The sequence below is a fragment of the Metabacillus litoralis genome, from assembly GCF_020524045.1.
GTDB classification, from domain to species: Bacteria; Bacillota; Bacilli; order Bacillales; family Bacillaceae; genus Metabacillus; species Metabacillus litoralis_C.
In genome coordinates, this window is the sequence record NZ_JAIVKL010000007.1 from 117500 (window position 1) to 142063 (window position 24564).

At 32.5% G+C, this 24564-nt stretch carries 27 protein-coding genes; 19 read left to right on the forward strand and 8 right to left on the reverse strand.

The annotated features are described in order from the left end of the window. Positions 1-126: 126 nt before the first annotated feature. Both LC076_RS12630 and LC076_RS12635 read right to left on the reverse strand, forming a co-directional pair. Positions 127-366, reverse strand: a complete 240-nt coding sequence (locus LC076_RS12630) for a DUF2164 domain-containing protein (RefSeq protein WP_226669456.1) — start codon at positions 364-366, stop codon at positions 127-129. Positions 367-449: 83 nt separating this feature from the next. Further along, a complete protein-coding gene (locus LC076_RS12635; RefSeq protein ID WP_226669457.1) occupies positions 450-872 on the reverse strand; it encodes an organic hydroperoxide resistance protein in 423 nt (140 codons plus the stop codon). A gap of 167 nt (positions 873-1039) precedes the next feature. Between LC076_RS12635 and LC076_RS12640 the strand changes: the two genes are divergently transcribed. Then, complete coding sequence (locus LC076_RS12640) at positions 1040-1468, forward strand: MarR family winged helix-turn-helix transcriptional regulator (RefSeq protein ID WP_226669458.1); 429 nt, start codon at positions 1040-1042, stop codon at positions 1466-1468. Between the two features lie 89 nt (positions 1469-1557). Here LC076_RS12640 and ald read toward each other — a convergent pair whose 3' ends face one another. Beyond that, a complete protein-coding gene (gene ald, locus LC076_RS12645) occupies positions 1558-2691 on the reverse strand; it encodes an alanine dehydrogenase (protein ID WP_226669459.1) in 1134 nt (377 codons plus the stop codon). 125 nt (positions 2692-2816) lie between these two features. After that, the gene (locus LC076_RS12650; protein ID WP_226669460.1) at positions 2817-4049 is read right to left on the reverse strand and encodes a PucR family transcriptional regulator; all 1233 of its coding nucleotides are present in this window, start codon (positions 4047-4049) and stop codon (positions 2817-2819) included. Between the two features lie 559 nt (positions 4050-4608). Here LC076_RS12650 and LC076_RS12655 point away from each other — a divergent pair. The 10 genes from LC076_RS12655 to LC076_RS12700 all read left to right on the forward strand — a co-directional run bounded on the left by LC076_RS12655 (position 4609) and on the right by LC076_RS12700 (position 13559). Then, positions 4609-5361, forward strand: coding sequence for a (S)-benzoin forming benzil reductase (locus LC076_RS12655; RefSeq protein WP_226669461.1), 753 nt, complete (start codon positions 4609-4611; stop codon positions 5359-5361). 193 nt (positions 5362-5554) lie between these two features. Beyond that, positions 5555-6883: a sensor histidine kinase gene (locus tag LC076_RS12660; protein ID WP_226669462.1), complete on the forward strand. Its 1329-nt coding sequence runs from the start codon at positions 5555-5557 to the stop codon at positions 6881-6883. A gap of 224 nt (positions 6884-7107) precedes the next feature. Beyond that, positions 7108-7641: an HD domain-containing protein gene (locus tag LC076_RS12665; protein WP_226669463.1), complete on the forward strand. Its 534-nt coding sequence runs from the start codon at positions 7108-7110 to the stop codon at positions 7639-7641. Between the two features lie 76 nt (positions 7642-7717). After that, entirely contained in the window at positions 7718-7948 is a 231-nt protein-coding gene (locus tag LC076_RS12670; RefSeq protein WP_226669464.1) for a YuzF family protein, read from the forward strand. A 353-nt stretch (positions 7949-8301) separates the two neighbouring features. Then, entirely contained in the window at positions 8302-8724 is a 423-nt protein-coding gene (locus LC076_RS12675; RefSeq protein WP_226669465.1) for a MerR family transcriptional regulator, read from the forward strand. A gap of 67 nt (positions 8725-8791) precedes the next feature. Further along, positions 8792-9460: a zinc metallopeptidase gene (locus LC076_RS12680; RefSeq protein WP_226669589.1), complete on the forward strand. Its 669-nt coding sequence runs from the start codon at positions 8792-8794 to the stop codon at positions 9458-9460. A gap of 307 nt (positions 9461-9767) precedes the next feature. Continuing rightward, the gene (locus LC076_RS12685; RefSeq protein ID WP_226669466.1) at positions 9768-11111 is read left to right on the forward strand and encodes a hemolysin family protein; all 1344 of its coding nucleotides are present in this window, start codon (positions 9768-9770) and stop codon (positions 11109-11111) included. Between the two features lie 696 nt (positions 11112-11807). Continuing rightward, positions 11808-12923: an AI-2E family transporter gene (locus tag LC076_RS12690; RefSeq protein WP_226669467.1), complete on the forward strand. Its 1116-nt coding sequence runs from the start codon at positions 11808-11810 to the stop codon at positions 12921-12923. 63 nt (positions 12924-12986) lie between these two features. After that, positions 12987-13208: a spore germination protein gene (locus tag LC076_RS12695; protein ID WP_226669468.1), complete on the forward strand. Its 222-nt coding sequence runs from the start codon at positions 12987-12989 to the stop codon at positions 13206-13208. 102 nt (positions 13209-13310) lie between these two features. Further along, positions 13311-13559, forward strand: coding sequence for a YueH family protein (locus LC076_RS12700; RefSeq protein WP_226669469.1), 249 nt, complete (start codon positions 13311-13313; stop codon positions 13557-13559). Between the two features lie 336 nt (positions 13560-13895). Here the strand turns inward: LC076_RS12700 and hpaB are convergent, their stop codons facing one another. Next, positions 13896-15356, reverse strand: coding sequence for a 4-hydroxyphenylacetate 3-monooxygenase, oxygenase component (gene hpaB, locus LC076_RS12705; RefSeq protein WP_226669470.1), 1461 nt, complete (start codon positions 15354-15356; stop codon positions 13896-13898). A 511-nt stretch (positions 15357-15867) separates the two neighbouring features. On the opposite strand from hpaB, the gene LC076_RS12710 reads away from it, so the two are divergent. The 8 genes from LC076_RS12710 to LC076_RS12745 all read left to right on the forward strand — a co-directional run bounded on the left by LC076_RS12710 (position 15868) and on the right by LC076_RS12745 (position 23121). After that, complete coding sequence (locus tag LC076_RS12710) at positions 15868-17091, forward strand: EAL and HDOD domain-containing protein (RefSeq protein ID WP_226669471.1); 1224 nt, start codon at positions 15868-15870, stop codon at positions 17089-17091. A gap of 210 nt (positions 17092-17301) precedes the next feature. After that, positions 17302-17526: a hypothetical protein gene (locus LC076_RS12715; RefSeq protein ID WP_226669472.1), complete on the forward strand. Its 225-nt coding sequence runs from the start codon at positions 17302-17304 to the stop codon at positions 17524-17526. Positions 17527-17888: 362 nt separating this feature from the next. Then, positions 17889-18029, forward strand: a complete 141-nt coding sequence (locus LC076_RS12720; protein ID WP_226669473.1) for a DegQ family regulator — start codon at positions 17889-17891, stop codon at positions 18027-18029. Between the two features lie 192 nt (positions 18030-18221). Further along, on the forward strand, positions 18222-19103 hold the full coding sequence (locus LC076_RS12725) for a polyprenyl synthetase family protein (protein ID WP_226669474.1): 882 nt from the start codon (positions 18222-18224) through the stop codon (positions 19101-19103). Between the two features lie 16 nt (positions 19104-19119). Then, on the forward strand, positions 19120-19278 hold the full coding sequence (comX, locus tag LC076_RS12730) for a competence pheromone ComX (protein ID WP_226669475.1): 159 nt from the start codon (positions 19120-19122) through the stop codon (positions 19276-19278). A gap of 19 nt (positions 19279-19297) precedes the next feature. After that, positions 19298-21595 (forward strand): sensor histidine kinase, encoded by a 2298-nt coding sequence (locus tag LC076_RS12735; protein WP_226669476.1) that lies wholly within the window; start codon positions 19298-19300, stop codon positions 21593-21595. A 206-nt stretch (positions 21596-21801) separates the two neighbouring features. Beyond that, positions 21802-22443: a response regulator transcription factor gene (locus LC076_RS12740; protein WP_226669477.1), complete on the forward strand. Its 642-nt coding sequence runs from the start codon at positions 21802-21804 to the stop codon at positions 22441-22443. Positions 22444-22731: 288 nt separating this feature from the next. Further along, positions 22732-23121 carry a hotdog fold thioesterase gene (locus LC076_RS12745; protein ID WP_226669478.1) on the forward strand — a complete coding sequence of 130 codons (390 nt, stop codon included), beginning with the start codon at positions 22732-22734 and terminating at the stop codon, positions 23119-23121. Between the two features lie 336 nt (positions 23122-23457). Here the strand turns inward: LC076_RS12745 and mnhG are convergent, their stop codons facing one another. Genes mnhG through LC076_RS12760 form a run of 3 tightly spaced genes read right to left on the reverse strand, consistent with a single transcriptional unit; the run spans position 23458 to position 24561 of the window. Further along, the gene (gene mnhG / locus LC076_RS12750) at positions 23458-23817 is read right to left on the reverse strand and encodes a monovalent cation/H(+) antiporter subunit G (RefSeq protein ID WP_226669479.1); all 360 of its coding nucleotides are present in this window, start codon (positions 23815-23817) and stop codon (positions 23458-23460) included. Then, on the reverse strand, positions 23801-24085 hold the full coding sequence (locus LC076_RS12755) for a Na(+)/H(+) antiporter subunit F1 (RefSeq protein WP_226669480.1): 285 nt from the start codon (positions 24083-24085) through the stop codon (positions 23801-23803). Before LC076_RS12755 ends, mnhG begins: the two co-directional genes overlap by 17 nt. Beyond that, a complete protein-coding gene (locus LC076_RS12760; RefSeq protein WP_226669481.1) occupies positions 24085-24561 on the reverse strand; it encodes a Na+/H+ antiporter subunit E in 477 nt (158 codons plus the stop codon). The genes LC076_RS12755 and LC076_RS12760 overlap by 1 nt, the downstream gene beginning before the upstream one ends. Between the last annotated feature and the right edge of the window lie 3 nt (positions 24562-24564).

Genomic DNA, 24564 nt, shown 5'->3' on the forward strand with positions numbered 1-24564 from the left:
GCATGGTGGCATTTTTCTTCATAGGATAGTACCTATTTTGCTATAACAACAATGTTTCCCCTGCATAATTAGGTCAATTAGCAACAATCTTTCAGAAAAGAGCCTTTAAAAAAGGGAGGAGTGATATTACAAGGAACGTTTTAGTGAATGTAAGTCATCATCTGTTTGGGTATTACGATTATGTATTAATTTGATCGAGTCTTGAACACCTGCATTATAAAAATATGGACCAAGCTTTTCTATGCAGAATTCAAGAAACGCTTCACTTGCAATATCACCTATTTGCTCGTTTCTTTCTTCAGAAAAAAAATACTTTATTTCTTCAATGATCACATCTTTATCTTCTTTGCCAATTTTAATAAACATATTTAAACCTCCTATCAATTTCCCTTAGAATAGCATAAAAAAAGAGGATGATAATAGATATCATGCCTCTTTCATATGGATAATTAAAATATTTCAGTTTGTAATTTCACATCAATATTACCGTTTGTTGCTTTAGAGTATGGGCAAACACCATGTGCCATTTTCACTAATTCCTCAGCTTCTGCTAATTCTACTCCATGAATTGCAACTAACAAAGTTGCTTCAAGTTTAAAACCACCATCAGTATCTTTCCCGATTGACACTTCAGCTGTTACTTTTGATTCGATTTTCTTTCTTGCTTGTCGTGCGACTAATCCAAGAGCACTATCAAAACAGGCTGCATAGCCTGCTGCAAATAGTTGTTCGGGATTTGTAGCGCCTTCATCACCTTTGCCACCTAAAGCTTTTGGCATAGATAAAGCTAAATCTAAAACACCATCACTACTTTGAACTTTACCTATACGACCACCCTCTGCAGACGCTTTTGCTGTGTATAATAATTCCATACTTATCCCACCTCTTCTAATGATATATTGCTTAAAATTATATTGTGTACAACTTAATATTAAAACGTTCCATGATAATTGTCAACAATTAGATTGTGAACAATATAAAATAGATATGGTATGATATTGCTATGTTTATTGTTTTAGTAGAAAGGAATTAGCGAGATATGAAAAATGACATTTTATCTTTAGAAAATCAACTATGTTTTAAACTATATACAGCTGAAAAAGAGATCATGAAAATCTATCGTACTTTATTAGAGGATCTTGGTGTAACGTATCCACAATATTTAGCATTGCTGGTTCTTTGGGAGGAACAGGATATTTCAGTGAAAAAATTAGGTGAAAAGTTATTTTTAGACTCGGGAACTTTAACACCAATGCTAAAAAGAATGGAAGCAAACGGCTTGATTACTCGGAAAAGATCTTTAGAGGATGAACGAGTAGTTTTAATTACTCTTACAGAAAAAGGTGAGAATTTAAAGCAAGAAGCTAATTGTATTCCAAAGCAACTTGTAGAAAAGTTAATGTTAAATGAAAGTGACTTAATTCAATTAAATAATATCTTATCATCACTAATTGGCAAGCTTCATTAAAAGGAAAATAAAGAATACTTAGCTTTATATGTGAATTTACACACAAATAAAAAAGCAATCCGAAAACGAGTCGGATTGCTTTGAATTTATTAATTTAATGAATATTCTTTTTCAATGACATCTCTAACTTCTTTATAAGAATAACCTAGATCTTTAGCAACAGCTTCGTATGTGATTTCTCCTGCTATTACGTTTACACCTGCTTGTAGTGCTGGGTTATCACTAATTGCTCTGTATGCGCCTTTATTTGCAATTTGCAGGGCATAAGGAACCGTAACATTTGTTAAGGCAATTGTAGATGTGCGAGGAACAGCTCCTGGCATGTTAGCAACAGCGTAGTGCAATACACCGTGCTTTTCATATGTTGGGTTATCATGTGTTGTAATATGATCAACTGTTTCAACAATTCCACCTTGGTCAATCGCAACATCGACAATAACAGATCCAGGGTTCATGGCTTGCACCATTTCCTCTGATACAAGTGTCGGAGCTTTTGCACCAGGAATTAGTACCGCACAAATTAGTAAATCTGCTTCAGCCACTGCATTAGCAATATTCATTGGGTTAGACATAAGAGTTTTAATTTGTGTGCCAAAGATATCATCTAATTGACGCAAGCGCTCTGCACTTAAATCAATAATGGTCACATCAGCACCTAATCCGATTGCCATTTTAGCTGCATTTGTTCCAACTACACCACCGCCAATAATCGTTACTTTACCACGGTTAACGCCTGGAACACCTGCAAGTAAAATCCCTTTTCCACCTTTAGGTTTTTCAAGGAATTGTGCACCGATTTGTGCTGCCATACGACCTGCAACTTCACTCATTGGAGTAAGAAGTGGGAGTGTGCGGTTAGCCGTTACTGTTTCATAGGCAATTGCAGTGACACCGCTATCTTTTAATGCTTTTGCTAGATTAGGCTCAGCTGCTAAATGGAGATATGTGAATAATACAAGGCCTTTTCTAAAATACTGATACTCAGAAGGTAGAGGTTCCTTTACTTTCATGACCATTTCAGCATCTGCCCACACTTTTGCAGCATCTTCAATAATTTCTGCGCCAGCAAATACGTAATCTTCATTTTCAAACCCACTGCCTAAGCCAGCATTACGTTCTACTAATACGCGATGACCAGAAGCTACTAATTGAGTCACTCCACCTGGAGTTAACGCAACACGATTTTCATTATTTTTAATTTCTGTAGGAACACCAATAATCATAAAAAACCTTCCCCCTAAAAATCCAAGATTTAAAAATCATCTATTTATTATCGCAAGTATAAATAAAATGAATTGAAAAATCTTTGTTTAAAATAGAGAAAGGTTTTTTAGTTGTTTGTGAAAAATCACAAAGACAAGCGATCAAGCTTTAGATCAAGGTAAATTGTTAGCTTTTGATTCATATTCTTCAAGTTAATTTCAGCAATTTCAGATATTCTCTTGAGCCTGTAATTAAGTGTGTTTACATGGATATTTAACGCCTTTGAAGCATCATGTACATGGCTATCTAGATTTAAGAACACTTCAAGAGTTTCCACGAGATTTGAACTATGTTGTTTATCATATTGTTTTAGCTTTTGTAAGGAATAATTAACATAATCAGATTGTTTTCTTAGATCGTAAAGGATATCAAGATACTGATAGATACCAAGCTCTGAAAAACTAGTTAACTCATTCGTTTCCAATGGAAACTTCTTTTTTACTGTTAAAACAGCTTCAGCTTCTTTATAGCTATTCTCGATAAAAGTCGGATTGGTAAAAATGCCACCAATACTTGCCATCACATTTTTGAATGAGTACCGTTCATGTAACTGGTGAAGCATATGTGTTGTAAATTGTTTGATATCAGTAAGTGGTGAAGCACCCTTCGAAGATAGAAGAATGACTAACTCATCAAAATCAATTGTATGAAAAATAATATTTACCTGCTGTGTTGTCTGTAACATATACGATAATTTTTTTTCAGCTGTATCATTTAATTCATGAGGAAATTTGAATACAACAATGGTAAAAGGGACAGGCAAGCTTAAATTTAATTCTTGAAACCCAGTTGTAATTTCAGTTTCAGAAGATATATGACCAGTAAGAAGCTTCCAGAAGAATTCTTGATTTCTTTCCTCTTTTTTTGTTTTTCTTACTTGTAAATTTAACATTTTGTTTTTTACAGCTTGTGCCGCTTTCTTAAGTAGAAGCAATTCGTTTTCTTCAAGATGTTTTTCGATTTCCAGTGCCCATATAAAACCTAACACCTCATTATTTTTCCAAATGGAGATGGCGATTCGATTTCCTAGGCCCACTTCATCAATTTGACCAACTCTTACAGGCTCGTCCGTTTTTAATAGCTGTGGAATCGTTCCATCTTTCCATAAACTATTAATGACTTTTTCAGGAACACGTCTTCCAATAATAGTTGAGATTCTTGCTTGATCTGTGCAATCATCATGGGTGCTATAAGCTAATAACCGATGATTTACATCTTCAATGGTAATTGGACATTGAAGTACCTCACTAATCTTATCCGCGACATCTTCTAATCTTTCAAAATGATATTTAAATGGATCATAAGAAAATCCGTTCATCTTATCCCTACTAACTTAAGCAATTTTTCTATGTTTATTCTGATTTTAGATTAGTATGAAGCAAGAGGTTTGTCAAAGGTACAAATAGTCAATGCATCACTATAACTCAAGTGTGTAGATAAAATACACTTGCTAGTAAAATAAATTGAATAAAGACGGCTTTCTTAGGTTAAATCCTTGTGTAGAGAGGAGTTTCAGGAAAGGTAATGAAGCACCACACCAAGATCAAAAAAATTAAAAGCAGCATCGGTAAGTTAGGATGTAGTTGAGAGGTTAGGGCAATGGTATTTTATAAGTAGAAACCGAAAAATGGTTGTAGGTGTAGTTACGTCGCTCCTGAAATATACTCGGCTAAGCTAATGCGCTGTTCGGAATCTTTGTTCATGACTACGTTTTGTTCCAGATCCATAATAAAACGAGGTCTATTTCTTGTGAATGATTAGACGACGAAGCGTTTTTTTAAAAGTCTTAGTCATTGTATATGACTTGTTTTAGCGATGCTCCTATGTTAAAAATGAAGATAGATAGGGATTAATTGGAAAAAGGAGAACTCAGAAAAATGGACTATTATATTATAACAGGGGCTTCACGAGGATTAGGTGAAGCAATAGTAGAGCAATTAATAGGAAAGGAAACGATTATTTATTATCTATCAAGAACAAAAAATCAAGCATTACATAAGTTAGCTTCATCTAAAAAAGTGAAGCTTTTCTTTGAAGAATGTGATTTATCAAATATAGATCAAGCCCAAGCTGTATTTAAAAAGGTGTTAACTCACGTAGATAATCAAAATGCTAAAAAAATCACTTTAATAAATAATGCTGGTATGGTGAACCCAATAAAAAACGTAGGTACGGCACAAGCAGAAGATATGATCTCAAATGTCCATCTTAATTTGCTTACACCTATGCTTCTTTCAGATATGTTCATCAAGCATACGAAAGAGTTTAATACGAAAGCAGTTATTGCTAACATTACATCAGGTGCAGCCAATCGTCCAATTAGTGGGTGGAGCGTATATTGTAGTACGAAAGCAGGGTTAAATATGTTCACAAATACGATAGGAGTCGAACAGAATGAAGGACAAAATCAAGTGATGACAATAGGGTTCTCACCTGGTGTTATGGATACTGAGATGCAACAAACAATACGTAAAGCTGATAAAGAAGATTTTTCTGCGATAGATCAATTTAAAGAATTTCATGAAAAAGGTATGTTACGATCTCCAAGCTTTGTGGCTCAAGTTTTCGTCCAATTACTTTCTATGACATTAGAAAATGGAAGAATATATGATGTGAAAGAATTTGTGTGAATAATCCATAGATTTCAATAAAATCAAATAATAAGTGGAAGAATTGCTAATTTTTTATAGATAAATCAAAAAAAAGATCGCAAATTTTGTCAAGTGATGCAATAATAAATTTATATAGAGAAAAGGTGAGCTAATAGTACAAATAGCTTACAACACAGTAAAATATTCATTTTGAATTTCTGTAAAAAAGAGAGTGTTGAGGTGGCTGAATATTAAACAATTAAAACAGAAAAAGTTTGCAGTCATCATCTCCGTAACAATGTTAATGATTACGGTTCTGACATCACTCAATTTATACACCACCTATACAAGCACCAAGAAAACAATTGAATTAACTATTGCAAGCCAAGCGATGTCCACAGCTTATGCTGTGTCAAATAATTTCAATGTAAATATGTATGAAGAATATTTAAATGATCAAGATTCAAGAGACAAACGACTCAAATTAGAAGAAGAACTTCATCGAGCGAAAAATCAAACAGGTGCTATATATGTTTATATTCTAGTAAAAGGTCCTCTTGAACACCCTATACTCATTGCTGATGGATTTCCTAAGCTTGACTTGACCACATTAGATGATTGCTGCAAATTTTATAAAAAACCAATTAAGGGATTTTTAGATAATGATCCATTCACATCTAGAATACGTGATGGAGAAAATGGAACATACATAATGTCTGGTGTACCAATTACTAGCACAAAGGGAAAAGTAATTGGATCTCTTGTTGTAGAAACAGGAGTAGCAAAAGTAAGTGAAATGACGAATGAAGTGATAAACCACAGTTTAACTTTTTTCATATATAGTGGCTTAATTATCCTATTTTCTTTTATTATATTTATGGCTACTCAATTCTGGTATAGAAAAGAAGTAACATCGCAAGTTGGTGAAGCAGAAGAAACATACCAAGGTGAATTTCAGTCTATGTTGCAAACAATGCGTTCCATTCGTCATGATTTTATCAATCATATACAAGTTATTCAGGGACTTTTGAAGATTGGTAGAGAAGATCGAGCGTTTGAGTATGTTAATTCTCTTTCAAAAGAAGTAGAAACGATGGAATTACCTTTAAAAATAAAACATCCAGCTCTTTATATTTTATTACAAACAAAATGGGCCAGAGCTCAAAATGATAAAGTTGATATGCATTTGTTAATCGATGACCATCAATTTCCTAAAATTAATTCAATAGATTTAATAAAGATTTTTTCTAATTTAATAGATAATGCGTTTGATGCAACCTTCACATTACCAGAACTAGATAGATTTATAAGTGTTGAGGCAACAGTAACACCAACATCTTATCTATTTAAAGTGGAGAATATTGGTCCAACAATTGCGGAAGATCAATTAACAAAAATTTTTCAAGTGGGCTTTTCAACAAAAATTGAAAGAAATGGCATTCCTAGAGGCGATGGCCTAAGCATTGTGAAGCAGGTTGTAAATAAGTATTCTGGGAAGATATCTGTTCAATCTCAAAAAAATACGACTTGTTTTATTGTTGAAATACCAGTTAAATCTTAGGGAGGATAACTTAAAAGGGAAAACCCTTTATAGATAAGTTATCCTCTTTTTGTTGTTTTAAAGAATAATCTTATGAAAAAATCGAAAAAATGTTCCAAAATTAATTTTTCTTCATATATATGAAAAAAGGTCTTTATTAGCATGTAAGAAAAACTGCCATTTCAGTTGAACAGATAAAATAATTGTGTTAGATTATTCTGAATATCATTAAAAGGAGGATGATCATGCGACGAGTAAAATTGGTGGATGTTTTCACACATCCTATCTCACAAAAATATTTGAATCGTTCTGGTGTTGCCCATGCGATAAGAGTTGCCCAATATGCCGTACAACTCGCCGTAAAGCATGAGGTTAATCCTGATATTGCGGCAAAGGCGGCACTTCTTCATGATATTGGTCATTATGAATGGTATACAGATGGAGAATGGGACTTTGAAGAATACAAAAAAAATGATATACATGCGATTAAAGGTGCGGAGCGTGCTCATAGATTACTGATCAGACTTGGAGAAGATCGTCAACACGCAAAGGAAATTGCTTTAGCGGTATTACTCCATACAGATTCATACTTGCCGGATCAATCAATACAGAAAACTTCCCTTCAACAAATCATAAGCTTAGCTGATGAAATGGATGAGGAGCCATTTGGCAAACATCATTATCGTAGAATTCAACTTGAAGAAGCTTTAAACCATGTTATGCAGCTAGATAAAGAAATTGATCGTCATTTAATAAGCGAGTATAAAAAATCTGTGTAATGAAAATGAAATTATCGTGTCATTCACCTACCTCCCTTCATATAGTGTAAAAGATTCAAGAAGGGAGATTAAAAACATGAATTATTCAAATCAAATGCATGCTGGTCCAGAAATGATTACGTTTGTTGAGCCATATGTTTATCAGACATTACAAACATTAATAGGGAAATTTGCAGTGATTCAAACTGTTAGAGATAGTTTAAGAGGCAAAGTGATGGATGTTAAGCCAGACCATATTGTGGTACAGGTGGGAGATTCAACATTTTTTGTTCGTTGTCAGCAAATCGTATCAGTTATGCCAGATTGACTTTAGAATAAGATTTTAAAACAGGCCAACTAGTGCCTGTTTTTTGTATACATAAATAGTATTAATAAGCCTCTTTTCTGAATGATTGTTGCTTAGTAACCGAAATTTATAGTGTAAACAGTGTTCCATCAGGGGATTATTTTATGAAGAAAAGATGCCTCTAGACTTGATACAGTGCTGATTGCTTCAGGTATTTAAAAGCAACAAAGTTTGCGGAAAAATAGTAATATCTTAATTTTAGAAACATATTGTATTCGTTATAAGAAAAATGTAAAAGTGTAACGTTTGACTGTACGGTTTGGAACGTTTAAAATAATCCTATCAATATTACGAGGTGATAAGATGGGGTTTTGTTGTTTAAAATAGGGGAATTAGCTCAAAAGGCAAATGTGTCTAAACGAACAATCGATTATTATACTCAACTAGGTTTGTTACATGTGGAGACGACCTCTGCCTCTAATTATCGTTTATATTCTGAAAAAGCATTAGATGATATCCGTTTTATAGAATCTTGTAAAAAGTTACATTTGAATTTACAAGAAATCAAAGAACGTCTTGAATTAAAAAGGTTAGATAAGAAATCTTATGAAAAGCACGAAACATGTTTAAGGCTGGCTGAGTTATTAGAAACACATATGAAACAGTTAGAACATGAGATTAATGAATTAAAACCGATATTTGAACAGCTAAGCGAAGATTCACAAAAAAAGATTTCAAACCATATAAATCCACAAAGTAAGGCACTCATGCAGTCTATTGTCTTGTTATTACAATAAACAAAGAGATTAAAATATATAAAGATTATAATAGTAAGAGGAGGAATGGAAAGTGTTTTTCCATCCAATGGATTTTTTAGTATTCGCAGCATTTGGACTGTCAATTTGGGCTCAATTTAAGGTAAAGGGTAATTTTAAGAAGTGGTCCGAGGTAGGGGTATCCTCTCAAAAGACAGGTGCTGAGGTGGCACGTCGCATTCTTGATCAAAACGGATTATACCAAGTAAAAGTAGAGGCAGTAAGGGGAACATTAACAGATCATTATGATCCACTTTCACGAGTGGTTCGACTTTCTGAGCCAGTATACTATGGACACTCTATTGCGTCAGTTTCTGTTGCAGCTCATGAGGTAGGCCATGCAATACAACATCAACAATCATATGGCGCTTTAGTGCTAAGACATAAATTTTTTCCAATTGTTAATTTAACATCAGGTATTGCTCCATTCCTCTTAATTGGAGGTTTATTGTTAGATCAGCTGAATTTAATTGGGCTAGGAATTATCCTTTTTTCTTTTGCGGTAGCATTTCAGTTAATTACATTGCCGGTTGAGTTTAATGCAAGCTCACGTGCAAAAAAATTAATGGTGGCAGAAGGGATTATTCGCAACGATGAAGAACATGGTGTAAATAAGGTTTTAGGTGCAGCTGCATTAACATATGTTGCAGGGGCTTTAATGGCTTTATTTGAGTTGATTAAGTTTATTATGATTTTCTTCCAAGGTAACGAAGAATAAAAAGAGGTTGTTCAAAAAGTCCGGGAAAAAGAACAGTCGAATTTCGGCGTCAGCTTGCTACTCCGCTCCTCACGTATAAATAACATACGCTGTGGTGCTCATAGCTGCACTTCCTTGAACTTCTCGGTTCTTTTTGTCCTCCTTTTTGAACTTGAATGAAGAGGTTGTTCAAAAAGTCCGGGAAAAAGAACAGTCGAATTTTGCATTAGAAGGATATTCCATATTAGTAGGAGGTGACAGGGATTGGTCAGTAAACAGTGTCTTTAATAGTCGTGTAGTAGAGTTACACTGTTGGCCGTCCCTAATTTTGGATATAGTTAATTTGATTATTGTTGCGAGTTTAATTGCACTAACTGCATTTTTCGTTGCATCGGAATTTGCGATTGTTAAATTGAGGAGTTCACGAATTGATCAGTTAATAGCAGAAGGAAACACTGCTGCATTAGCTGCTAAAAAAGTAACTTCTAACCTTGATGGATATTTATCAGCATGTCAGCTGGGAATAACGATCACGGCTTTAGGACTAGGTTGGTTAGGAGAACAAACTCTAGAAAGCCTTTTGCATCCGATTTTTGAATCATTAAACATAAATGAATCTCTAGTAAATGTGTTAACACTTGCTATAGCGTTTATCTTGATTACGTATTTACATGTAGTGATAGGTGAACTGGCTCCTAAAACTGTTGCCATTCAGAAGGCTGAATTTATAACGCTAATCTTTGCGAGACCGTTGATCTTCTTTTATCGTGTGATGTATCCATTTATATGGATTTTAAATGGATCTGCGAATTTACTTGTTCGACTTTTTGGCATGAAACCTGTATCAGAGCATGAATTGGCACATACAGAGGAAGAATTAAGAATTATCCTTTCTGAAAGTTATAAAAGTGGTGAAATTAACCAATCTGAGTTTAAATATGTTAATAGAATCTTTGAATTTGACGATCGTATTGCAAAAGAAATAATGGTGCCTCGGACAGAAATCGTAACAACTTCAGTAGAAAAATCTTTCCAAGAAAACTTGGATATCATGAGAAGTGAAAAGTTCACAAGATACCCAGTGGTTAACGGAGATAAAGATCATATTCTTGGTATGGTTAATATTAAAGAAATTTTCACTGATTTATATTATTTAACTGCAGAACAACGCAAAAATACATCCATTCAAAAATATATTCGTCCTGTGATTCAAGTAATAGAATCGATCCCGATTCATGATCTTTTAATAAAGATGCAAAAAGATAGAGTTCATATGGCGATCTTAATGGATGAATATGGTGGAACGGCTGGGTTAGTAACGGTTGAAGACATTATTGAAGAAATAGTTGGTGATATTCGAGATGAATTTGACCAAGATGAAGTACCATATATCCAAAAACGTGGAGATATGCATTTTATTGTTGATGGAAAAGTCCTAATATATGAAATTAATAATATGTTAAATTTGGATATTGATGATGAAGATATTGATACACTTGGAGGATGGGTCCTTACACAAAATATTGAGAGTAAGCAGGGTGATAAATTAACCTATAAAGGCTTTGAATTTCATATTATTGATATGGAAGGCCATCTTATTCGTTCTGTTGAGATTAGTAGAATCGCTGAACAGGAAAACGAGTCTATTCAATTAGTAGAGGTAGAGGAATAAATATCACGTTTAAAGAAGTCAGCTAAACAATGTCTGGCTTCTTTTTTATAAGCTCTTCTAATTGATTTTTCTCAATTATGACAGACAGAAGGATTAGATAATGATATCAAGCTGTTGCAAAACTATTTTAACAAAAAAGAAACTGAACAATAGTTGTAGGTTTAGTTACGTCGCTCCGGAATTATATTCAGCTAAGCTATAACTTTACTTTGTTTAGCCTTTTTCTAATCACTAATTTATGTCCTAGCCTCATGCCACTACACTTTATATCGTCTTGTTTTCTTCATATGTCTAAAAGCAACAAAGTTTCCGAAAACAGCATTATTAAAAAAGTAACAGAACATATTGGTAAAAACAGGCTAAATATTGTACATTTGTATTAGAATGTAAAAATGTGAAACCTTTAATAGAGTTTATACGTATTTTAGGAAACATACATAGAAGTATATTAAAAACAGTTTTATTTTATAGTGAAGTACATAGTTGTAGTGCCTAGCTCCAGCATCTAGTCTCGAGGAGAAAAGGAGAAACACACCTTCCTTTTTTTCTGGGTCATAAGTCAATGAGAAATTGACGTTTAAGTGACATCTTCTATTCCTCACTATCCTTTGCCCTAGACTAATCAAGGTCTTGCGCTTTTTTAAGATAAAATCATTGAAACAAGGAACATGAGAAATTATTTCAGGAGGAACTTTTGTGTTTAAATCAAAAACTCATTTTTGGACATTACAAATATTATTGCTATTATTAATCGTTTATGTTGGAACAAGGGTTTCTTTTTTATTTGAACCAATAATTGTTTTTGTGACAACGTTGTTCTTTCCAATACTTATTGCCGGGATTTTATTTTTTATCTTCAATCCTTTAGTAAGATTATTGGAAAGAAGTAAAGTCCCGAGAACACTTGCAATATTGATTCCATATATTGTTTTTATTGGTGTAGTATCAGGGCTAGTTGCGTTTATAGGACCTATTGTTTCACAACAGATTTCCGATTTAATAAAAAATTTCCCAAGGTATGTAGAGGAATTTACAGATTTTATTATTGGTATGTCTGAGAAGGAATGGTTCACATGGGTGATGGAACAGCAGTATGTTTCATTAACACAAATGGAAGACACATTAACAGGATATGCAACAAGTTTGCCAGAAAACATTACAGCAAGCTTTTCAAAAGTACTTGGTGTTGTTACGAATATTACCTTAACTATTATTACAGTACCTTTTATTCTTTTTTATATGTTAAAGGATGGTCATAGGCTTCCTCCAACGGCTGTAAAAGTATTACCAACAGCTTATAGACGTGAAGGGTTAAAGATTCTTCAAGATTTATATGAGACTTTAGCAGCATATATACAAGGTCAATTAATTGTCTCACTTGCTGTAGGTTTAGGGTGTTTTATTGGATATACAATCATCGGATTGGATTATGCATTAGTTCTTGGTATTGTTGTTGCAGTGGCTAATATTATTCCATATCTTGGCCCATTTATCGGTGCTGCACCGGCTGTTGTGATTGCTTTGCTTGATTCACCTACAAAGGCTTTATTGGCAGCATTAGTTGTAACGATTGTTCAACAAATTGACGGGAATTTTCTTTCACCACTTATTATTGGAAAGCGACTTAATACACACCCGTTAACAATTATTTTATTGTTAATTGGAGCAGGTAGTTTTGGTGGGATTATTGGAATGATATTGGCTGTCCCTACTTATGCTGTATTGAAGGCTGTCACATTACATATTATTCGCCTTGTTAAATTAAGATCAAAATATAAAGAAGAAATGAAGTCAGAAAAAATAGATATCTAGGCAGAACATCTCTTTCTTAATTCCATATAATAATTTTATCTTACGGAAACAGGAGGAGAAAGGATGCCGGCATTTGTTGGTCCAATTCAATTAAACACAATTGGTAGAAGCGCAATATTTACTGTAGGTGATTCATTTGCTTTATCGCCAAAAAGTCAAAGTCAGTCATCAATAGGTTCTGGTAGTGCAAATACAGGTGATTTTATTGAAAACCAAAATTTCTTTAGCATCTCTAATTTTTATGATGCTGACATAATTGATCAAGTTGACGTGACGAATATGTAAGAGGAAGAAAAAAGGACTTTCATAGAAGTGTCCTTTTTCTTCGGTCTTTTTTAAATGTTATACATACTAAAAATGATTTGTGAAAATGAAAGGATGAAAAAAATGAAGATCAGAAAAGCAAATGTCCATAATGAAAATGAACTAATAACAAATGTTTATATTTATGAGAATAAACAGCAAGAGTATAGTTTGATTGCTATTCCAGAGATAGAATGGTCTACTATCATACCTTATGAAGAAGAAAGGGTTGTTTTAAAAGAAAGATTATCAGATACCCTATCGAAAAGAGTACAACAATCAGCTGCAGAAGAGCTAACAAACAAAATAGCACATTGGGTTGGAGAAATGTAATTGTCATTTAGGTTGTGTCATTTGTTGATTTTTAAATGTGAAGTAAAAAGAACTGTTTCTTCTGTGATTGATAAGAACGCTACACTAAATATATAAAACATTAAGGCTCTGTTAAACTTCGTGGTTGATTTCCGTTACAGGCATTCGCTTTCCCGGGAAAAAATGCAGTTCGTTTTTTCCTAGGTCAGGAAGCCTCCTCGTAAGCTGCGCGCCTGTGGGGTCTCCCTTCGACACGCTTCTCCCGCAGGAGTCTCATATATTCACCTCCAATCAACCAAGTGCTAAAAAACAACCTTAAGCTTTAACATAGCCAACATTAAAAAGAAAGAGGTTAAACTAAATGGAATCCTCTTTCTTTATATTTAAAAAGTCGTTTACTATATCAATGTATTCATCACGAGGGTAGCCTTTATATAATGTTGATGCTAACCTGACCGGATCACCAAAGAAGTAACGTTCATACTGCGTTTGCCTCGTTCCAAAGCTACTCATCGTTAAATCCCATATCAATCTTAAAATCTTAGTTTTTGTTTCAGCATCACAAGCTGTACCTTGATAATAAAGTTCAAGATCATTAAATAAGCAAGATTGAAAATCCTCTTCAGATGGAATCGAAACCAAGCCTCCTGCACCAATCAATTGCAAAATTTCTATCATTCTAGGATACAATTTTGGAAACATATTAACTGCTACATATAAAGAGTGGGTATGTGGAACCATAGTACCCCATTCATCTTCCTTAGCTAAAAGTTCAGCTCGATCTAACAGCGCCTTCAATGATTCTAATCCAATAATCATTTCACTGATTTTTTCTTGTATATGATGGTACTCTGAGAGATTTAACAGTTTTACCATAGATTGCGCAAGCCCTAGAATAAATTCAGATTTAGTTATTTGACGTATTACTACTTGATGCAATGTATGCGCTGTGAAACTACTACGAGAAAACAGCTTCATTGCGATATCTTGACGATGATAAAAAAATACACGCTCCCATGGTACAAACACATTGTCAAAGATAATCATTGTATCAATTTCATGGAATCTTGAAGAAAGTGGATAGTTGAAAGTAGATTCTCCAAGATAATAGGATTCACGGCATATGAATTTTACCCCTTCTGCGTTACTTGGGATACTAACACAAAATGATTGCTCTTGATCATGAATCTTGCCACCAGAAGGAAACAAGATGATTTCATCGGTCATTCCACCTTGTGTAGCTAAAAGTCTTGCTCCTTTAATGAACACACCATCATGGTTTTTCTTTACAATTCTTGCTGCTATAGGTGGTTGAGTAGTTGATTCTTCATAAGAAATGGAGCGATTTATTTGAGGGTTAATAAAGCTATGTGTGAAAGACAGATCTTTTTCACGAGCAGTTTCATAAAGATTAATTAAGTTTTGAGTAAACTGTTCATCTTGATCAGATAAAATACTTGCTGATGCAGTTAAAGTCATGATGACTGTGTTTAAGTAATCCGGGGTTCTTCCCATCATACCTGCTGTTTCCAATGCCCAAGTTTTCATCATATGTCTTCTCGCCTCTAAGTCTTCCTTTGTTCGAGGTTGTAAAAATGAAAGACCAACCCGATTATTTGTAATGGGTGAAATATAGGTCATTTTTTTTATTAAATCTGGCTTAAGTTGTAAGTCATATAATGATGCCTTTGTGATTAACGCACCTTTATATACAGGATGTTCACAAATATTATCTGTGATTTTTTGCCCTTTAATCCAAACATTCGCTTTTAGATCTTTCATTCTAGCTAAGTACTGATCACCATTAATTGCAGGCAAATTCAACAACTCCTTACCTATTGAATACGTACTTACTATATGAATTATGTTCAAAGTAGGTGCAGGATGACTTGATAAAAAAATCTTGTAAGAAATTGCTGAACGAAAGAAAGAGGAATTTCGATATATGGAAATGAATAATTAATTAATATCATAAAAATATTATTGGAAGCGCTTTCTATATGTTTAATTTTGTGCACCAAGGCAAGAATATTGAAATGTTCATATTCGAAAGGTGTGATAAATAATGGTTGAAGAGAATTTCTTTAAAGGTATGTTATGGGCGTCACTATTAAGTATTCCATTATGGTTATCTTTTTTTGGATGGCTCAAACTAACAATAACTTTTTTTAGTTATTTATAAAGCAAACGATCTAAGTTCAACATTTCGTGTATAGGACTTTGTACCCTAGATAATGAATATATTTCTAATAATAGTAAATTATTGTGAAAAATATAGTAGAATAGATGAAGGATGAAAATATGATTCGTATTTTTGGGGGTCAAATATATGGAAGTGTTTGTTGCAAGACAACCTATTTTAAATAGCAATGAAGAAGTTATAGCATATGAGCTTTTATATAGAGGCAGTAAAGAAAACGTTTTTCCAAATATTGATGGTGATCGAGCTACCACAGAAGTTATTATTAATAGTTTTTTAAATATAGGAATGCAAGATTTATCTGAAGGAAAAAAGTGTTTTATTAACTTTACAGATGCCTTATTAAAATCAAAACTTCCTACTTTTTTTAATCCAAGTTCGATAGTGGTAGAAATTTTAGAAAATGTAGAAATCAATCAAGAACTAATTTCAACATGTAAAGAATTAAAACAATTGGGCTATACAATTGCTTTAGATGACTTCAAAGTACAAGAATCTTCAAAATTACTACCTGCACTTTTAAACTATATTGATATTATTAAAGTTGATTTTATGCAATCTTCTCCACAAGAGATTCTGTCTCTTGTTAATAAATATAAAGCGTTAAATATAGAACTTCTCGCTGAAAAGCTAGAAACGAGAGAAGAATTTATTTATGCCAGGAAAATTGGCTATACGTTGTTTCAAGGGTACTTTTTTAGTAAACCGATCATCATTTCAAGTCATGATGTACCAATGTATTTAAAAACTTATTATCATATTTTAGGTGAAATTTCAAAAACAGATCCTAATATTGATGTGATTTCTTCAAATATAGAACATGATATTTCATTATCTTACAAGTTGCTAAAGCTAATTAACTCGCCAGCATTTCGTCCTATCAATAAAATTAAATCTATTAAACAAGCAATTGTATTACTAGGATTAAATGAATTGAAAAAATGGATATATGTTCTTTCATTGAAAAATATAAAAAATGTGAACGACTCTACAATGGAAGAAGTAATTAAAATGTCGTTAGTACGTGCAAAATTATGTGAGCATTTTGCCAATCACATCGGTATCAAACCAACTGCTCCTTATATGTTAACAGGATTATTTTCTTTAATAGATACACTACTTCATAAAGATCTACAGGATGTGTTAAATGAACTACCGTTGTCAGAAGAAATTCAGGATGCTCTTTTAGGAAAAGATAATGACCTTAACAAGATACTGTCATGGTCATTGCAAGTTGAACAATCCGATTGGGAGCTAGATGGAATAAACTTATCTAAAGAAGAGATTAATAGTTATTACGTTAGTGCCATTGATTGGGCTGTACAATTAATGAAATTTGATGATAATCAATAAATAAAAACTAATGTGGACAATGAAATGTTTTTGAAATACTTTATTTTTAGCTATTTGAATTGGTAATTGATCAAGTGATTTAATAAAATACAATTTTTACAAAAGAGATATCAAAATAAAAAGGATATGATTAACTTTTGTAGAATGGTATAAACATAATCACACTTCATTGTATTAACTTCGATTTGAACTAAAGGAGGTTTTTACTCAATGGTAGGGCAACCAACTTTTTTTGTATTAGATGATAAAATGGTTGCAGTATTTTCGGTGTTGCAAAATAATTGCGAAGTGAAAATGGAATGTTTGTTTTCTAAAACAGGAATTGAGGATTACACCTTAGAGTATAAAGGACCTTTAGAAAGAAAATCAGAGTTAATTAATTTAGCAAAAGTAAAAGCACAAAGTATTTTTAAAGAAAATGTTTTTTCAGTTTAATTTCTTGAGGAGAGACTAACACAATTGATGTTTAGTCTCTTTTTTTTAGGGAAATACAAACAAAATGTTTTTTTTAGTTATTTCCTAAACTGCCCTCAAAAAATTGAGCATGTATTCGTATCCTTTTAAAGTCTTAGTGTTTTCCAATTATTACATAATAGATGTTTGAAATGTAGTGGTTACCTATACACAAAATATATATTTTGGACTATTGCGTTTCGCTTGCGGTATCACGCATTGAGTATTACGAATTATTTTCGGTGAAAATCGACCTGATATAGCGTAGTATTTAACTATAGAGAACTAACATGTGAAAGTTGGCCATGCATTCGCGCTTACCAACAGTTAAGGAGGGTGAAATAGTGGATCAGCAAAAAATTGAAGAAATGACAAAGCTGCTACTTCAGATCGAGAAAGAACTAAAAGAAACGAAAGAGTCTCTTCTATCTATTAACGAAAGTATTGATAAATACGATAAATATGGATTTTTAAATGTATCATAAAGAACTTAGCGATTAGCTAAGTTTTTTTTAGAATTAACATTGACATATATTGGTGTTTTAGGTGAAAATATAATAGATTAGTTGTATCATGTATACTTTTGCTACTAAACTAATTAGTAATATAGTAATATATATATAGCAAAAGGGGTGGGTGGTATAGAGAAAATTGAGTCCGGTAGGATTAAGGAAAGTATGTTTAATTTAATTACTACTCAGATAAAACATGATGGACTTAAAAGCTTATTCATATCTTTCTTACAAAATAAAAAAGAATTGAATTTTGCTAAACTCACAATGATACATCACCAAATCTATGATCGGAAGAATCCAGAAATACTCAAACTGGCTGCTGCAGTTGAACTCTTAATATTATCTTTTGATATACTAGACGATCTAGAAGATTTAGATAATATGGAAGAGCCGTGGATGAAGATGGACCATTCAATCGCCTTAAATGCTGCAACAACATTGTATACGTTAAGTCAACAATCAGTGTTAGCACTGTCTTCTCCATATAAACATCAAATTCTTGCTTCGCTGCTAAAGTACTCTTTGCAAGCTATGGAGGGACAGCATGATGATTTGGAGAATAGGATTTCTACTGAGGAAGAATGCCTACAGGTGATGAAAATGAAATCTGGATCGTTAATTGCGTTAGCATCAGTATGTGGTATGCAACTAGCGGGAGAAGAAGAGTCATTAGTTGAAGAGTACGCATACCAAATTGGTATTGCTGCACAAACAGATAATGACTTTAGAGACTTATTCAATCCATTAAAAAATGACATCAAAATTCAAAAGCAATCATTAGCATTTCTTTATTTACAAAGAAAATATAATGAAGACGCCATTGATTTGTTGGATTTTTATCAAAGTGGAAAAGAAATACTAGATGAGTTTGGAAGTATTGAAAATTATAAACAAAAGCTTTTAGATTCTGGAGTTATGCAATACTTAAATGTAGTTAAGCAAATAGCTCTAAACAGAGCTTCAAGAATGATAGATAATTTAAATATAAAAAATGAATATAAAGATTTTGTTAAATCGAATTTAATTACAAATAAAACGAAATAATAGGGAGAGATCGTGTATGCAGGAAATCGTAAACTTTTTAATTGAAAATCCAGAGGTTTTAGAAAAAGTAGTTAATGGACAAGCTAGCTTACTTGGTGTGGATATTGAGGATGTTTTAGGATTAGTTGAAGGAATCGTTGGCTCAGGAAAGTTATTTAGTACTTATTGGATCTAAATATTGAAAGGTGTATGTAATGCGAGGTAATAATAAAAGAATTTACCAAGTAATTGTATTCATTAGTATTATTCTAACAATTTATATTACTTTTATTAATATTAAATATCCTTATGTTGGAGTAAACTTGAATATAAATAAGGAAAATGAAGTAATAGTTACCAACTTAGAGCCAAAATCATGGGCTGAAAAAAAAGGTATTAAGGTTGGAGACGTCCTTGTAAAGGTAAATGGGGGAGATCCATTTGAGCACAAACCAATTATCAAATATGAGGTCTTAGAACAGGTTAATAATTTCACTCTTATTAGAGATGGAGTTGAAAAGGACTATAAGGTGTATACAGCTATACTTAGTACACAAAGTCTTTTTATAATTATAATTCCATTCACTGTGCTTAGTTTATGTATATTCTGTAGTTATTATATTTATAGGTCTAATAAAAATGTTAATTTAAAATCAGCCAACTTGTTGAACTTGTTTTTATTAATTATTGCTTTGGCATATATAAGTGCTACAGGCTCATCAAGAGGCGATGAACTTAGTAGATTTATTAATCTATTTTTATTTGTTCTAGTTCCTGTGAGTTACTTACATTTCCTTTATCAATATTTCATTGAATTAGGGAAAAAAATTTTTAGTTCAAATTATATTATATTTGGATATGTACTTGTAACTATAAATGTACTTGTTGAAATTTTTCAAAAGTTTATTGATTTTAGTTTTCAAATTAATAAATCAATAAATCTAGTCTCATTTTTCGTAATGCTTATAATGACTTTTATCTTAAAATTATCTGCATTGAAGAAAATTAAATATTCTGAACAGTCATATATAATAAAAGTATTAATAGTAACAAATATTTTAGCTTTTACTCCATTTCTAATATTTTATGTTCTACCTTATTTGATTTTCCAAAGGTATATTTTTCCACCAACTTTTCTAGCTGCTTTTCTATTATTAATACCTTTTTCTTTAGTTTATCAATTTTTGGCTACAAAAATTTATGATATTGAATTCATGTTGGGGAGAATTAGATATTATTCCTTATTAGCAATTATCCCAACTTTTATTCTTGTAGGTTCTATGCTTAATTTGAAAGAGAATAATCCTGACTTTTATCAGATAAAACTCTCAATAATAATATATTTAATCTTAATTTTAATTTTCTACATCAAAGAAATCTTTGACTATCGCTTCAGACTGAAGAGATTTTCTGAGAAATATAATTACCAGGATAGTATATTTAAATATACACAAAGTATTCGCAAGGCAAGTACTTTGGAGCAGGTTGTTTCGGAGCTTAAGCAGGTAATTACAGATGTGCTGATTGTTAGTAAAGCTTACTTTATTGAGGTGGATAAGGAAAAAAATATTTCAGCTGTTGATCCACATGCAAAGAATTCAGATTATGGCCAGTATGTTAATGAAATTAAGGATGTTTCGAATGAAATAGGGAAAATTATTGAGGTTGATAAAGGATTTATAATTAACATCGGTGAAACAGATGATAAAAGCTATGTTCTGTTGTGCTTATCAATATTAAATACACCTATTTTAACAAGAGATGAAATTTCTTGGCTAAAGACATTGTCCTTTTATACAAATGTATCCTTGGAGAACTTTCTGAAGATCGATGAACTGATCCAGCATCTGCAGAAGGTTGAAACAGAAGGTCAGAATCCTGGTTGGTTAACAAAATTGTTATTCTCAATCGAAGAAAAACAAAGATCGAATTTAGCGAAAGACCTTCATGATTCAGTTTTGCAGGATTTGGTATCGCTAAAGAGACAGTGTGAAATGGCTTTGGTTGAAGTTGATATGGATTCCGATAAATTGAAAACACAATTGCAAGAAATGAATAGTAATATGACCAAAATTATTAAAACAACAAGGGAAACTTGCCAAGAATTACGCCCGCAGTTGCTTTATGATTTAGGTTTAGTGAAAGCTCTAAATAAACTAGTGATGCAGTATCAAGATATCGTAGATTTCGATATTCGTTTAAATACAGGAAATTTTACGATGAATTTGGATATTGATACACAATTAAATATTTATCGAATTATTCAAGAGCTTTTAACTAATGCACAAAAGCATTCAAAAGCTTCTAGTGTATTAATTATTTTAGTTTGTATTAAAGATAAAATTGTTTTACATTATGAAGATAACGGGATTGGCTTTGAGTATAAAGATATGTATGATCAATCTGAAAGCATGGGTCTCTCAGGTATTAGTGAGCGAGTAAAGGCGCTTAAGGGAACAATTAATATTGAAACTTCAATAGACGATGGATTAAAAATAGATGTAGAAATATAGACTTGGCATATGCCAGGTCTCTTTTTTACAAAGGTAAGAAATTTTGCATATGATTACTTTGTCAAAATTCATCTGTTATTGGCTCTAGGTCACATTCAAAAAAGAATAAAAGGTAATGAGCACCATCTATTCTTAAAGCCTTATGTTTGTCAACTAAGCCTTTAAGCCTTGCGCTTTTTAACAAGAAATGAATAAAGGGTGAAAAAATGATACATATATTAGTGGTAGATGATCATCCAGCGGTACGAGAAGGAACAAAAGCCATTCTAGAGGCTGAGGCTGGAGTACAGGTGGAATGTTTAAATCCACCATATACAGTTGAAGAAATGAAAAACGTAAACTTTACGCCCTTTGATGTGATCCTAATGGATTTGAACTTAGGAGAAATCAATGGAATGGAGATATCTGCAGCAATCTTAAGTCATAATCCTTCTTGTAAGATCATTCTATATACAGGTTATGATGTAGAGGATTATTTTGAGGAAGCACTGAGAATTGGTATTTTAGGAGCTGTGAGCAAAACGGAGTCAAAGGAGAAGCTTCTAGATCATATAAGACATGCTATTGATGGTGAAATCGTTGTTCCATATCAATACTTTAAAAGATTACTTCTTGAACAACGAACAAATACTGTAGAAGCCGATTTAAATAATCAATTATTTAATGAAAGAGAAAAAGCCATTTTACAAGAAGTAGAGAAAGGGCTGACTAATCAGGAAATAGCAGATTATCTTCATCTTAGTAAAAGAAGTATTGAATATAGTTTAACATCTATCTTTACAAAATTAGATGTTAGCAGTCGAACTGAAGCGGTTCTTATAGCAAAAGCAAAAGGGATTATTGATTAAGTAAATTAAGCTGCACTATATTAATTTACAAAATTTATACAATTTCTCAATACTGCCATGATGTTCATCGTATATGATGTCTTTTATATCCTTTTTTTTCTGGAAGGAATTCCAAAAAAGATTAGGGGGTTATAATGGATATTATGGCAGTGCTACCCATTTTACTTCTATTAATGATTTATTTTATATTTGTTGTATATGTGCTAAGAAAATAGAAAATATTTTATTTATCCATTTCATGATCGAGATAAAATTCGTAATTAACGGAATATGGGGGAATATTTCTAGATGGATTATAATGTAAAAAATACCTTAATGGAATCATTAGGAATAGAGGTAATATCAGTTTCAGCTGAAGGTGTTGTAGCGACAATGCCAGTTGATCATCGAACACATCAGCCCTTTGGTTTATTGCATGGGGGAGCTTCTGTTGCACTTGCAGAAACAGCAGCTAGTATTGGTGCATATTACTTGATTGATCAAGAAAATGAAATTTGTGTTGGACTAGAGATTAATGCAAATCATATCCGTGGGAAGAAATCTGGGGTTGTAACTGCTTATGCAACACCAGCCCATCGTGGAAAAACAACAATGGTGTGGGAAATTAAAATAGTTGATGAAGAAGATGACTTGGTTTGTTTATCACGGTGTACCATGGCTGTTTTGAAAAAAAAATAAGAAAAAACAACTTGAACTAGTTTTTTTAAAGACTAGTTTTTTGTTTGTTATTGGGGATCCAACCTTTAGCTTATATTCAACCGATAAAAATCATTCCTATTTGCTACTATCTTGTTTAGAAGCACCTCTTATTGCTTTATTCTTGGCTACCTATGCAAATAATAACGTAGAAGGATTGGCTTTCAAAGCTAACTAGTGTCTTTTTTAGTGTACCTGTTGTAGCTTCTTTTTCAGAATCACCTTTACGAAACAGCATTACTAAAAGAAGCCGCAAATTTCCTTTTGGAATTAGCGACTTCTTTTGGTATCTCAGTTCATAAATTGGTAAGTATCAATTCAATTTTTATTTTTAACTTTTAGGCGAGATTTTTTTAAATCGTCTTGTACACTACCTTTCCATAGTGGAACACCGATGTTATATGCCGCTCTACTAATGAGATGACCTGCAACTGGAGCGGTTAAGAAGACGAAAACAATTCCTAACAAAACCCTAGAATTTGCTTCATGGTCAACTACTAAGTAATAGATGAATAAACCTAGTAGAATACTAATGACTCCTAATGTAGCGCTCTTTGATGCCGCATGATTGCGTGTATATACATCAGGTAGTCGAACAACACCAATTGCAGCCACTAAACTTAGTAAAGCACCTTGAAGAATGAGGTAGCCAACAATAAATTTACCGATTTCTATCATTTTCGATTATTTCCCCCTTCTCTAAGTATTTAGAGAAAGCAACTGTCCCGATGAAGGCGAGTATACCTAATAATAAGATAACTTCAACAAAAGCACTCGTATTAAGTACAATTGATATAATAGCCGTTATTGCAATGAAATTAATTCCAATTGCATCTAATGCGATGACTCTATCAGGTGTAGTTGGACCTTTTACTAGCCGATAAACAAATAGTAGGGTTGAGATTGCGACAATCACAAGAGATAGGGTCATAATAATTTTAAACATTAACGACTCACCTCCATGATTGCTTTTTCAAATGTGTTTTTGATATCTAGCTTTGCTTGCTCAACATCATCGATATCCATTGCGTGAATATATAGTGTTTTGTTGTCATCTGAAACTTCAATAACAAGTGTACCAGGTGTGAGTGTGATGAGATTAGCCAAAATGGTAATCTCCCAGTCTTTTTTTAACTCTGTTTCTAAAGAAAATATGCCTGGTTTCATATTTAATTTTGGTGTTAAAATGACCTTGAAAACAGCTATATTAGATTTTATTAACTCACTTAAAAAAATGAAGACCAGCTTAATTACCGCAATGATATTAAAGAAATAAAGTCGATGTTCAAAAAATCTTCTAAGTGCGAAAATAATTAATCCTCCAAAGAAAAAGCCTTTAAAAAATGCTAAAGAGGAATAATCATTTGAAAGAAACATCCATAGAAATGCTAAGAAAAAGTTTAATAATATTTGAAATGCCATATG